This is a genomic window from Caballeronia sp. EK, from assembly GCF_014384845.1.
GTDB classification, from domain to species: domain Bacteria; phylum Pseudomonadota; class Gammaproteobacteria; order Burkholderiales; family Burkholderiaceae; genus Caballeronia; species Caballeronia jiangsuensis.
The window spans coordinates 845,291-858,030 of the sequence record NZ_JACSUE010000001.1; the positions used below are offsets into that span (position 1 = coordinate 845,291).

Here is a 12,740-nt window from a genome sequence, read left to right on the forward strand (position 1 = left end):
AAGCAGAGAACGAACGAGCACGCGCATTTTCAAAGAGCATGGTCCGCCCCCCGTGGGATATAGCGTTCGATGTGCCACGGCATCCCGGCCTTCTCGGGAAGCCACGGTTAAAAGCTTTGCTGTCTCGTTCGTTTACCTACGAGTGCATCTTCCCGCAAAACGAACGCGATGGAATTCATCAACGCCACACGCATGGTCGCCGGTTACACCATGGGACTCGAGCCCAGTGGGCGCGAACTTCTGGTCATCGTGATCAAGGGCACCTTCCGCTTCCCGCATCCGGAGGAGCCCGCCGGGCACTTCGCGTTGGCTGACGCGCAGTTGCCGCTGGTCATGGCCGACACGTTCACCGGAGAAGCCGGTCTTTCGGCGCCGGTGTACGAAGTCGACTTTGCGCCGCGCAAACTGCATTGCGACATTCTGTTGCTCGGCACTGCGCACGCCCCGCTGGGTCGCCCGATTTCGCGGGTGGAGGTTGGAATACGGATCGGGACGTGGAGCAAGACGTTCGCCGTGACGGGCCCGCGGCACTGGGAATGCACCCTGGGCGGTGCGCACACCACACCGCCTGCCTGTTTTCTGCAGCAGCCCATCTCGTATGACGTCGCGTTTGGCGGCACCGACCTGCTCCACGAAGATCCGGCACAGCATGCGGCATTCATGCCCAACCCGGTTGGTCGCGGATTCCACAAGCACACGCGCAAGGAGTGGATGGACGGCTCGCCATTACCCAATACCGAGGAAATCGGACGGCCCGTGCGAGACTCTGCCGGCAACTATCGGCCCATGGCTTTTGGCCCTCTTGGCCGCGGCTGGTCGACTCGCGCGTGCTTCGCGGGCACTTACGATGACAATTGGCTATCCCGCCAGTTTCCTTTCCTTCCATCCGATTTCGACGAACGGTATTACCAGTCCGCACCAGCCGACCAGCAACTGCCGCTGAACTTCCTTGAGAGCGGCCGTGCCGAAGTGACGCTTGCGAATCTGACGCCGGACGGCGTGACGCGGCTCACGATTCCTCAGTTCGTCGCGCCCGTGCATGTGTTCCCGCGACGCGGTGAACGCGAGGACTACACCGCGTCAGTCGACACCATTCTCTTCGAGCCCGACCAGAAGCGATTCTCCATGACCTGGCGCGTCACGCGACCGCTTCGCCGCAGCATGTTCGAGATTGAACGCGTTCTCGTCGGCCGTAAAGGGATGTCGTGGTGGCAACGGCGTGACGAGTCGTTTTTTCCAATTGCGGTGGTAAGCGAATGAGCGACGAGAACATCGCGTTGAGTGCCGCCGGACTGGTGACATCGGTGGGGCAAACGATGCCGTCCGCGTGCGCGGCGATTCGCGCCAAATTGGCCAATCCGGGAGAGACCCGCTATATCGGTGCGCACGGCTCCTGGCTCGTCGGACACATGGTTGCTCTGGATCGCCCGTTCGGCGCGCTGACCAAGCTCGTGAAGATGGCGGCGATGGCGATCGAGGAAGCCCTTGATGCCGTGCCACGAAGCGAATGGGACCGCGTGCCGCTGCTCATGTGCGTCGCTGAATCGGACAGGCCCGGCCGTCTCGACGGGCTCGATACCCGTCTGGTCGCCGAACTGCAGCGCGAGTTGGGTACGCCCTTCGGCGCAGGATCGGCACTGGTGGCTCATGGACGGGTCGGCATCGCGCACGCACTGGCTCGAGCCCGCCGCTTGCTGTATGACCATCGCCTGCCATATGTGTTGATCGCCGCAACGGACAGCTACCTGTGCTGGCCAACACTCAGACACTATGAAGCCGCGGACCGCTTGCTGGGTCGTCGCAACTCCAATGGATTCCTGCCCGGTGAAGGGGCGGGCGCCCTGCTGGTCAGCAGGCCGAAAGCAGGCGATTTGATATGTACCGGAATTGGGTTCGGTACTGAACCTGCTCCGATAGGATCGGACGAACCGCTGCGAGCGGATGGCCTGACAACCGCGATCAACTCCGCGCTGCGCGATGCGCGTCGTGCGATGCAGGACATGGACTTTCGTATCGCCGATCTGTCCGGTGAGCACTACTACTTCAAGGAAGCAACGCTCGCACTATCGCGCACACTGCACGTCCGCAAGGAACGCTTCGACATTTGGCACCCTGCCGAGTGCACCGGCGAAGTTGGCGCGGTCGCCGGAGTCACGATGCTCGCGCTGGCGAATTGGGCAGGCCGCAAGGGCTACAGCGAAGGACGTACCGCCCTTTTGCACATGGGAACCGACGCGGGCGAACGTGCGGCGCTGACGGTCAGTCTCGGGGAAATCCGATGAGCAACGAGGTGTACGCGAACGGCATGGAAATCGCCTGTAAAGCCGCCGCCGGCAAGTCGATTTGCGCCTTTCCGGACGTCTGCTTCACGCCGCCGCTCACGCCTGCGACCCCGCCCGGCGTGCCCATCCCCTACCCTAACACCGGCCTCGCGTCGGACACCTCCGACGGCTCCACGACGATTCAGATTTCGGGGCAGGAAGTCATGTTGAAGAACAAGTCGTTCTTCAAGTCGAGCACTGGAGACGAAGCCGGCAACGCGCCGAAGAAGGGCGTGGTCACCAGTTCGATAAAGGGTAAAGTCTACTTCAACGCCTGGTCGATGGACGTCAAGGTCGAAGGCGAGAATGTCGTTCGCAATCTTGACCTCACGACGCACAACCACGGTTCGTTTCCCGGTGATACGCCGGGATGGCCATATATCGACGCAGCGGATCTCGAGAAGGGCGGCGACTGTTACGGTGTAGACACGAAGTTCGCGATGACTCCATACAGCGACGGCTGCAAGGGAGGCAAGACCCCGCACCACGCTATTCCGGATCGCCAGCTATATCACGGGACCGGTTCAAAGCGCTTTTCCAACTATACCCACGGCAGCGCGCCGTGTATCTGCGTGGACGGTGTAAATCAGTATGAAGACGAGCATGGCCAATACCATGCCGTAGTCGATGCCCATGAGTATGAGGCACACCTGAATGAAGAGGATTTTACCTATGCAGACGCGCGGGAGGGGGCAGTCAACTCGGTAGTCGCAGTCAATGAGCTGGATGAAGACACGAAGAAGACGCAACAGATCACCAAGTGCGTCGAAAAGCAGTTGGACAACTACTACAAAGAGCGATGCAATGCGAGTGAGACCTCGCCCATGCGAAAGTCGGGACGGCGCGGAAAAAATGTGCCGAAACCGAAGAAAACGGCTAAGGGCGTTTCGCGCCCGTAACCTTCTGCGTTGACCGGAGAACATATGAACCGCGACCCGACCAAAGAACTCTTCTTCAATGTAGGCGCAGCCAGGGACGGCGAAGATTTTTTTCTGGCCGGGCTCTTCTATGAACTGGAGGGAACGGATACCGAATGCACACGCGTCATGGCATTCGAGGCCCCTGACTACTGGTTCTACCTCGATGATGTCGATGGCATAGTCACGATGTTACTGGCGTTCCGGCGCGCCGGTAAGCTGAATACAATGGCCATCACCCGCACGGGTCACGTCGCGAATTTTATCCGTGAGAAGCGCACCGATGCGCAGATTCCCATTGATCCCGGTTTTCTGTTTTATGCCGTGGCGGCCGGCACCGACGTTTTTGCTTGCGGATCGCAGAATCAAATCTGGCGTTGGAATGGCAAGACATGGTCACGCGCCGGGACGGGGGCGAATGTGAATCAACAGATCGGCGCCGCCACGGCATTGTTCGGCATGTGCGCTCAGGCAGAAGATGACGTTCATGCGGTGGGAAGCGGCGGCACGATTCTGCATTTCGACGGCACGAGTTGGGCTCCCGTGGACAGTCCGACCAACGTCGCGCTTCATCGCGTTCTGAATCTGGGAGGTGGAGAGCTTTTTGTCGTCGGGCGTTTCGGCCAGGTCTTCAGAGGGTCTGCCGAATCCGGATGGTTCTCCCTTGCCATCGAAGGGATGACGGAGAACTTCTGGGGGCTGTGCCGATTCGGGCAAGCGATCTACTGCAGCACCAGCCAGGTTCTTTATCGCGTGCAAGACGACAGGCTGGTTCGAGTCGATACCGGCGACAACGGTCCAAAGAGCATCGCCCGTCTATTTACGAACGATCAATATATGTGGCTGACGACCGGAACGGACGCGATCTTCCGCTTTGACGGCGCAAAGTGGGAGGAGATTGTCTGCCCCGAGAACACTTGAAGCACACTTCGGGCGAGCCCTCGGAGTCGCCGAGCACCGCATCGCCTCATGCGATGCTTTGCATAAGCCCGCCCCCCGTCTCCGTACGCGAGTCACGCTCGCGACAAGAGCCTGCGCTCAAGCCGATACAAAATCACCTAGACGCCTCACTCAACGCCCCGCCACACGTATCAACCTCGCCGCCTGCTCCGCCTTCTCCACCGCTTCAACCTGCTCAACAGCAACGCGCCACTTCGGAAACACCCCGGACCTATCGACTTTCCACGGATCGCCCATTTCATCGACATACATCGCGCTCGCGCTTCGCCCAACCGCCGATGCGCGTCGCAGCGCGCCCGGCGCGGCACGTTCGAACGAACGGCTGCCCTCTTCGTTGAACACGGTCGCGATGGGCCGCCGCGCCTGGCCTGACAGACTGAGCGGCGTAGTAAGCGGTCCGGCGGGCGCGCGCAACACCGCGTCGGCGGGCTTGCGGCCGGCGAGGATCGCACCGAGCAGCATGGACGGACCGTTGGCCGTATCGTCGGACCGCTTCACGGTCGGCGCGCCCGGTGAATCGAGTGCGAGCGGTTCGCTCGCGCCGTCGATCTGCACGACGAGAATGACGTGCCAGTCGTCCGGCGTGTTGTTGTAGCGCGGCGCGAGCGACACGAGACGCAGTCGCGCGATATCGAAACCCGCGTCGCGCAGCAGCAGATATTTGGCGACGGCGAAGTCCTTGCATACGCCGCTTTCGGCAAAGAACCGTGCCGGCGCGTAGTAGCTGCCATCGGTTCCGTCGCGGTAGCGCACCTCGTTGACGAGCGCATCGGCGAGCAGCGCGGCCGACGCATCGCCGGCCTTCGCGCGCTCGGCCCGCACCTGCGCAACGAGGCGGCTCCATCCGGCAGGCTGGCGCGTCTGGTGGCTGCGCATCGCTTCGCGCAGACGCTGCACGCGGCCGATCGCATCCGACGATGGCTCGAGTTTCTTGTCGGCAAGCGGCAAGAGAAACATCAGGTCGCCGACTTGCGCGAGTTCCGGGCGGATCTTCCGGTTGGCTTCCCACCACGTCCCGGTGCGCAGGCGCTCGATGCCAGTCTTCAGCGCGTGAGGCATGGCCGAAGCGCTGGGATCCTCTTCGCGCGTTCCGGGTTCATAGCTGTGCGATGCGGCCGGCAGACTCGCGGCGCCCGCAACGAATGACAAAAGCACCGCCGCAGCGAACGTGCATCTGAGAAAGCAGAGAAGCAGTCGGGCGAGCGGCATGGGTTGACTCCGGTGTTTCGAAGCCTCCCGATGCCGTTCTACGTCATTCCGCGCAAGGCAACGCTGGCTCGACACCAACATTGCATGGGACGTGCCAATTCGCCGTGTCGCTCTATGCCATTGATTAAACGTGGAATCGTCTTTGATGGACGAGGGCCACAAGCCGCACATGACGCCTGCTACCCGACAGACCCGCGATATCCGTTGGCGTCACCCGAACACTTAAAAAAAACGCCAACCCGCATGGGTTGGCGTTCTGCTCGAAGTGTCGCTGTTTATCAGAACTGGTTCATGGTGTTGTCTTTACCCGCCGCCTTCAGGGCCGCTTCGCCGCTGAAATACTCCTTGTGATCATCGCCGATGTCCGAGCCGGACATGTTCTGATGCTTCACGCAGGCGATGCCCTGACGGATCTCCTTGCGCTGCACGCCAGCCACATAACCCAGCATGCCCTGATCGCCGAAGTATTCCTTGGCGAGATTGTCGGTCGACAATGCGGCAGTGTGATAGGTCGGCAGCGTAATCAGGTGATGGAAGATACCCGCTTCGCGCGATGCGTCGGCCTGGAAGGTACGGATCTTTTCGTCGGCGAGCTTCGCCAGTTCGGTCTGATCGTATTCCACGCTCATCAACTGGGCACGGTCGTATGCCGAGACATCCTTGCCCGCTTCCTTCATCGCGTCGAACACCTGCTGGCGGAAATTCAGCGTCCAGTTGAACGACGGGCTGTTGTTGTACACCAGCTTCGCGTTCGGGATGACCTTGCGAATCTCGCTCACCATGCCGTTGATCTGCGCGATGTGCGGCTTTTCGGTTTCGATCCACAGCAGGTCGGCGCCGTTCTGCAGCGCGGTGACGCAATCCAGCACGCAGCGCGCTTCGCCCGAGCCTGCGCGGAACTGGAACAGGTTGCTCGGCAGGCGCTTGGGACGCAGCAGCTTGCCGTCGCGCTTGATGATGACGTCGCCATTGCCCAGTTCGTCGGCCGACAATTCCTCGCAATCCAGGAACGCGTTGTATTGGTCGCCCAGGTCGCCCGGCGTATGGGTCACGGCGATCTGCTTGGTGAGGCCTGCGCCCAGCGAATCGGTACGCGCCACGATGATGCCGTCGTCCACGCCCAGTTCCAGGAACGCGTAGCGGATCGCGCGGATCTTGGCCAGGAAGTCCTCGTGCGGCACGGTGACCTTGCCATCCTGGTGGCCGCACTGCTTCTCGTCGGACACCTGGTTCTCGATCTGGATGCAGCATGCGCCCGCTTCGATGAACTGCTTGGCCAGCAGATACGTTGCTTCCGCGTTGCCGAAGCCCGCGTCGATGTCGGCGATGATCGGCACGACGTGAGTGACGTGGTTATCGATCTTTTCCTGGATCGCGGCCTTCGCAGAGCCTTCGGCCGCGTCGAGCTGACGGAACAGGCCGCCCAGCTCACGCGCATCGGCCTGACGCAGGAAGGTGTACAGCTCGCGGATCAACGCGCTGACGGAAGTCTTTTCGTGCATCGACTGATCGGGCAGCGGGCCGAACTCGGAGCGCAGCGCGGCAACCATCCAGCCGGACAGGTAAAGGTAACGGCGGTCGGTGCTGTTGAAGTGCTTCTTGATGGAGATCATCTTCTGCTGCCCGATGAAACCGTGCCAGCAGCCCAGCGACTGCGTGTACTTGGACGGATCGGCATCGTAGGCGGCCATGTCGTCACGCATGATCTTCGCCGTGTACTTGGCGATATCCAGGCCCGTTTTGAACTTGTTCTGGGCACGCATCCGAGCGGCGTACTCGGGGTTGATGGCGTTCCAGGCGCTGCCGTTGGTTTCTTTCAGACCAGCAACTGCCTTGATGTCTTCTTGATATTGGGCCATGTGACTCTCCTGAGAGCAAAGCGCGGTTAACTAAACGGTTTGGCGTGTCGCGACGTTTGTCGAAGCGAACTGCATGACTTAATAGTACCGCCGTTTATCGGCTCTTGGTGAAGTCTTATATAAGACATAAGACATAAATTACGCTGTCTTTTCAATGAGTTACGCGGCAGTTTTTGCGATGCAAAAACCGTTTTCAAGCGGCAAAAAAGCACGACTGCGCAAATTTCCGGGAAGTCCCGCAATGTGAAATGTGCTTTCGAATGTTGAGGGCGCGTCGTGACACTTCAGAGCCGCGTTTATTCCTTTCTCGCCCGCAAATAAAGTCCCCCTCGCACGCGGAACAAATCCTCCCACCCCGCTGTTTTGCTTTCGACGGTCGCGACATCCCACGGCGACCACGATCGCCAGGATTCGCTCAGCGAACCGCGCCCGACAGGAGGCATCATGCACCGCGAAATCTTTGTCCTCGAGCACAACTTCTTCAGTTTCGGCTGCATCTATCGAGTGGACCTGCGCAGCCGCAGCGGCCGCCTGATCGAAAGCCGCTACGTGAAGCTGAACGATATCGCCTGGTGCTAGGACGCCTCCCCGACAGTCAATCACCACCTCAGGTTTTCGAGGAGACCTCTCCATGCCCTACGCTTATGCCCAGTTGCCCGACGTCGTTGCCCACGATGAATGGCTCAGAGGAACCTCGGCGCTGCTTCAGGTACGCGGCGCCGCGCTGAAGGATCTGGATCAGCAGATCCTCATGTATCACCGCAACCGGACGGTTCATCAGTTTCACGCGCTGGTGCAGGCGTTCGAGCGCTGGCGACTCTCGGCCGGTCCCGACGATGCCTGGAGAAGCGCGTCGCGCAACGGCTCGAAGTACTTCACGCTGCTCGATCAGCAACTGCACGGCAACGGCGACACGGACGCCGCGGCAGGCGCGCAGGACTTCATGACGCCCGCGCTCATCAACGCGCGCCTCGGCGTGCTGTATCTCTTCGGCAACCTTGAACTGGAAGACGATACGTTTCAGGTGCTGCTGGAAGGCGCTTTCGATATCACCAACGTCGGCCTCGGGTTCGCGCCGGACACCAATGTCGCGGCGGCGCGCGCATCCGCGGTGCTGGACAACAGCGTCGTGCAGAAATCGGCGTCGCTCGCGCTCGAACAGGTGCAGAAGAAGATCAGAAGGCACAAGGAACCGACGCTCACGAAGTCGAATCAGCTCACCAACGCCACGCTCACGTTGCCGGCGTTGAGCAGCGCGGCGCAGCGGCTGTACGAGGCCATCCGCGCCAAAGTCGAGGAAGGGGCGAGAAAACTGTGGGACATGATTCGCGAAAAGGTCGCGGACATCCGTAACGATCCCGGCGGTTTCGCGCTCGACACGATGCCCGCGCTCTTGCGCAAGCTCATCGATTTCCTGTGCGGCAAGCTGCTCGCCACGCTCGCGCCGTTCATCGGTGCGGGCCTCGATATCGCCAAGGGCATCGCCAATACCGTCGATAGCAGCATCACCAAGTATCGCGAATGGGTGCAAGGCCGCGACGTGCAACTGCTGACCGGGCATCCCGGAACCATCGTGGAAGCGATCAGGCGCGCGATGAAGCTGAGCATCGGTTCCGGCGTCTATGACCTCGTGAAGGGCGGCGCGAGCCTCGGGCTGCAGTTCGCGAGCCAGGGTGCGTCGACCATCATCGATGCGGTCGTGTCCATCATGGAAACGCTCGCGAAGGTCATCTGGAAGATCGTGGAGATCAAGCGCATCAAGCGCTTTTGCGAGCAGGCGAAGGGCTACTGGGAAGCACGCATGCAACGCGACGCGCTGCATACGCGGCCGATCGCCTTCAACGGCTGGTTCAAGCGCTATGCGGTGCCGATTCCGGCGCTCTCGGTGCTGGCTCTCAACTCCGGCATTTGCGGCGACAAGATGCACTTCCTCGCGATGTTCAAGGATGACGAGAACATCGTCACGCAGGCGGAATTCACGGCTGGCTGCAAGTACGTGGACAGCCTAAAGGTATGGGGATCGGACTATCTGAGCGATGCGGGCTTCGCGTTCAATTCCGACGACGCGATGATCAAAGGTCTGCTCACGCTCGCCACGAGCCACACGGAAGAGCAGACCTGGGATCTGAAGGTGCGCAAGGCCGTGCTCGGTTTTCTGAACGGCTAGCGCCTTCGCGCATGAAATGACCGGCGCCGCTTTTGTTCCATCGATATAGGGGAAATTCATGTGGAATAGAAACCGGCGCACGGCTGTTTTCGTCGCAATACCTTCACGCTCCGAGGCATCGCCGCGATGAACGCCCGAACCCTGCTGCACACTCTTCGCTTGAGCGTCGCCCTTGCATGTTTGTGCTCGCTTCACGACGCGCAAGCGGGCCAGGCGATGCTGCTGCCCGAAGGAACCGTCACGCTGATCCGCGCGACGACCGCGTTCAACATCGATATGCCCATCGCGCTTCAGCCAGGCGATCTGCTCGCCACCGATGCGCACGGCGGCGCGCAAATCGAGGACGGCGACGGCACGATCATCGCGCTCGGCGCCGACACGCGCGTCGCCATCGATGCCGCGCCGCACGGCAATGCACTCGCGCTTCTTTCAGGCTGGATCAAGATCGCACGTCCGCACGCGGGCGCGTTTGATCCCTTGTCGATCGATACACCCACGCTCAATGCGAGCCTGCGCGACGGCTCGGCCGTACTCCATGCCAGCCGCGACATGACTTCGCTCTTCATCGAAGCGGGCAGCATGATGCTCGCCCTGCCCGACCATGCCGACGCGCATCAGCAACTCGACGGCGAGCACTACGCCGAACGCGAGACCGGCAAGCCGCTCGTTGTGGGCACGCGCCCGGCGACGTCGTTCATCGCCGCGATGCCGCTGCCTTTCCGCGATCCGCTCGCGTCATCGGCGACGCCCGCGAAGGCGAAGCCCGTCGCGCCCGCGCAGGGCCGCCCGGCAACGTATGCCGATATCGCCGACTGGCTGAGCGCGCCGCTGCCCATCCGGCGCGGCTTCGTCGCGCGCTTTCGGCCGCTCGCGCAGGGCGAGCCGTTTCGCGCCCAGGTGCGTCAAAACCTGCGCACGCTTCCCGAATGGCGGCGCGTGCTGTGTCCGCCTCCCGCCATGCCGCGCCGGCGCGCGGTCTCGCCCGCGCAGAACCAATCAACCGAGGTGGAGTCATGAGACTGTCGCTCGCCGTCAAGTTCAATCTGGTGTTTCTCGCTGTCTTTGTCGTCGGCTTCGTGTCGGCCGGGTTCGCCGCGCGCGAGTTGCTGCGTCGCGCGGCCATCGACGAGACGGTGCAGAATGCGCGCGTCCTCATGGAAGCGGCGAGCGCGGCGCAGAACTACACCGCCACGCAAGTCACGCCGCTTTTGCAGACGCAGCTCAAATACAGCTTCGTGCCGCAATCGGTGCCGGCCTTCTCGGCAGTCGAAACGCTGATGACGCTGGAAAAGCGCCTCGCGGGCTACTCCTATCGCTCGACGATGCTGAACCCGACCAATCCGCGCGACCGTCCCTCGGACTGGGAAGCGGACGTCATCCGCCATCTGCACGACAAGCCCGAGCTCAAGGAAATCGTCGGACTGCGCGACACGCCGACCGGGCAGAACCTGTATATCGCGCGCCCGAACCGCATCAACGACGCCGCCTGCATGGAGTGCCACAGCGTGCCCTCGCGCGCGCCGAAAACGCTCATCGACAAATACGGTCCCGACAACGGCTTCAACTGGGCGATGCACGATGTCATCGGCGCGGATTTCGTCTCGGTGCCGATGGCGCTGCCCGTCGCGCGCAGCGATGCTGTCCTGCGCACCTTCCTCGGCTCGCTCTTCGCCGTGTTCGTGCTGTTGCTGATCGCGCTGAACGTAACGGTGCATCTGCTCGTCACGCGGCGCATCCGCGCCCTCTCGCGCGCCGCCGACGAGGCCAGCCTCGGACAACTCGACGGCGCGAACTTCACCGAGCGCGGCCGCGACGAGATCGCTTCGCTCGCCGCGTCGTTCGCGCGCATGAAGACGAGCCTCGTGGAAGCATTCAAGATGATCGAGGCATGAGGTGAAAGCCGCCGCGATGGACCCGCCGCGCATCGCGCAACTCGGCAAGTACCGCATCGACGCGGTGCTGGGCGCAGGCGCGATGGGCGTGGTCTATCGCGCCTTCGATCCGCACATCGAGCGGCACGTCGCGCTGAAGACGGTGCGCCACGATCTGTTCGAAACCGGCGAGCGCGCGAGTCTGATGACGCGCCTGCGCAGCGAGGCGCAGGCCGCCGGACGGCTCACGCATCCGAACATCGTCGGCGTGTACGACTATGGCGAAGCCGATGACACCGCCTATATCGCGATGGAACTCGTCAGCGGACACGCGCTGAAGCCCTTGCTCGACGCGGGCCGTCCGCTCGCACTCGCGACCGCGCTCGACTGGTTCGCACAACTGCTCGCCGCGCTCGGCTTCGCGCACGAGCACGGCGTCGTGCATCGCGACATCAAGCCCGCGAACCTGCTCGTCAGCGAGCAAGGCCGGCTGAAGGTCGCGGACTTCGGCGTCGCGCATGTTGAATCATCGACGCTGACGCTGGCGGGGGCGATGATCGGCACCCCTTGCTATATGTCGCCGGAGCAGTTCACGGGAGAGCCCGTCGATGGGCGCTCCGACCTGTTCTCCGCCGCCATCGTGCTCTATCAGATGCTCACCGGATGCCGGCCGTTCGCGGGCGCATCGCAGGCGGAAGTGATGCGGCAAGTCATGCACGAGACGCCGCGCTTGCCGTCCGTCTGCAACCCGGCGCTGCCGGCCGGAATCGATGACGTGCTGATGCGCGCGCTGTCGCGTCGTCCCGCCGCGCGCTTTCAGACCGCTGATGCGTTGCGGCAGGCGCTTCAGCATGTTTCGGACGACAGGCCCGCGACCCCGGATGACTGCACGATTCTCGAAGCGCAGCCGATGACGCCAGCCGCTCCGCTCGCATCATCGGGAACGGGCTCGTTGCGCGGCGATTCGCTGCCATCGCTCACGATGTGGCCCGCCGCCACGCTCGCCTCGGTCGAGGCGCGACTCGCCGCGCAGATCGGTCCGGTCGCGCGTCTGTTGGTGCGGCGTGCGGCGGCGCGCATCGCGGATGCGCCGGATCTGCCTGCGCTCGTCGCGCTGCTCGCGCCGCATGTGCCTTCCGATCGCGGCCGCGCGCAGTTCGTCGCCGCCTTCGCGGACGGGTCGGGGACGGGCACGGCGCAAGGGGCGACATCGCCTTCTTCATCGCTCGATGCGCAAGAGGTGCGCTCCGCCGCGCTCAAGCTCGCCGTTTATCTCGGGCCGATCGCCACCATCATCGCGAAACGCGAGGCCGCTCGTGCGACGAGCCTGCGCGCGTTGTACGAACGGCTCGCGGTGGCGATCTCCGATGAACACGACCGCACGCGGTTCCAGCGCGACGCCGGGCTGTAGCGCCCATTCACCACGACACGCATCC

11 protein-coding genes are annotated in these 12,740 nt (G+C 62.5%); 9 read left to right on the top strand and 2 right to left on the bottom strand.

The genetic code is table 11. The features are described from left to right. The first annotated feature begins 168 nt into the window (after positions 1–168). From IAG25_RS03555 to IAG25_RS03570, 4 genes are read left to right on the top strand one after another with little or no spacing between them, the layout of a single operon-like run. A complete protein-coding gene (locus IAG25_RS03555) occupies positions 169–1,260 on the top strand; it encodes a DUF2169 family type VI secretion system accessory protein (RefSeq protein ID WP_187603543.1) in 1,092 nt (363 codons plus the stop codon). Further along, positions 1,257–2,282, top strand: a complete 1,026-nt coding sequence (locus IAG25_RS03560; RefSeq protein ID WP_187603544.1) for a hypothetical protein — start codon at positions 1,257–1,259, stop codon at positions 2,280–2,282. Before IAG25_RS03555 ends, IAG25_RS03560 begins: the two co-directional genes overlap by 4 nt. Then, positions 2,279–3,220 carry a PAAR-like domain-containing protein gene (locus IAG25_RS03565; protein ID WP_187603545.1) on the top strand — a complete coding sequence of 314 codons (942 nt, stop codon included), beginning with the start codon at positions 2,279–2,281 and terminating at the stop codon, positions 3,218–3,220. The genes IAG25_RS03560 and IAG25_RS03565 overlap by 4 nt, the downstream gene beginning before the upstream one ends. A 24-nt stretch (positions 3,221–3,244) precedes the next feature. Beyond that, a complete protein-coding gene (locus IAG25_RS03570) occupies positions 3,245–4,159 on the top strand; it encodes a WD40/YVTN/BNR-like repeat-containing protein (protein ID WP_187603546.1) in 915 nt (304 codons plus the stop codon). A 150-nt stretch (positions 4,160–4,309) separates the two neighbouring features. Here IAG25_RS03570 and IAG25_RS03575 read toward each other — a convergent pair whose 3' ends face one another. Together IAG25_RS03575 and IAG25_RS03580 are read right to left on the bottom strand one after the other, a co-directional pair. Continuing rightward, the gene (locus IAG25_RS03575; protein WP_187603547.1) at positions 4,310–5,407 is read right to left on the bottom strand and encodes a transglutaminase domain-containing protein; all 1,098 of its coding nucleotides are present in this window, start codon (positions 5,405–5,407) and stop codon (positions 4,310–4,312) included. A gap of 278 nt (positions 5,408–5,685) precedes the next feature. Then, entirely contained in the window at positions 5,686–7,266 is a 1,581-nt protein-coding gene (locus IAG25_RS03580) for an isocitrate lyase (RefSeq protein WP_187603548.1), read from the bottom strand. A gap of 444 nt (positions 7,267–7,710) precedes the next feature. Here IAG25_RS03580 and IAG25_RS41380 point away from each other — a divergent pair, with 444 nt between their 5' ends. The 5 genes from IAG25_RS41380 to IAG25_RS03600 all read left to right on the top strand — a co-directional run bounded on the left by IAG25_RS41380 (position 7,711) and on the right by IAG25_RS03600 (position 12,715). Beyond that, the gene (locus IAG25_RS41380; protein ID WP_255503495.1) at positions 7,711–7,845 is read left to right on the top strand and encodes a hypothetical protein; all 135 of its coding nucleotides are present in this window, start codon (positions 7,711–7,713) and stop codon (positions 7,843–7,845) included. 52 nt (positions 7,846–7,897) lie between these two features. Further along, positions 7,898–9,433: a hypothetical protein gene (locus tag IAG25_RS03585; protein WP_187603549.1), complete on the top strand. Its 1,536-nt coding sequence runs from the start codon at positions 7,898–7,900 to the stop codon at positions 9,431–9,433. Positions 9,434–9,559: 126 nt separating this feature from the next. Then, on the top strand, positions 9,560–10,450 hold the full coding sequence (locus IAG25_RS03590; protein ID WP_187603550.1) for a FecR family protein: 891 nt from the start codon (positions 9,560–9,562) through the stop codon (positions 10,448–10,450). Continuing rightward, positions 10,447–11,325: a Tll0287-like domain-containing protein gene (locus IAG25_RS03595; protein ID WP_187603551.1), complete on the top strand. Its 879-nt coding sequence runs from the start codon at positions 10,447–10,449 to the stop codon at positions 11,323–11,325. Before IAG25_RS03590 ends, IAG25_RS03595 begins: the two co-directional genes overlap by 4 nt. A 1-nt stretch (position 11,326) precedes the next feature. Next, positions 11,327–12,715 (top strand): serine/threonine-protein kinase, encoded by a 1,389-nt coding sequence (locus IAG25_RS03600; RefSeq protein ID WP_222946347.1) that lies wholly within the window; start codon positions 11,327–11,329, stop codon positions 12,713–12,715. The last annotated feature ends 25 nt before the right edge of the window (positions 12,716–12,740 follow it).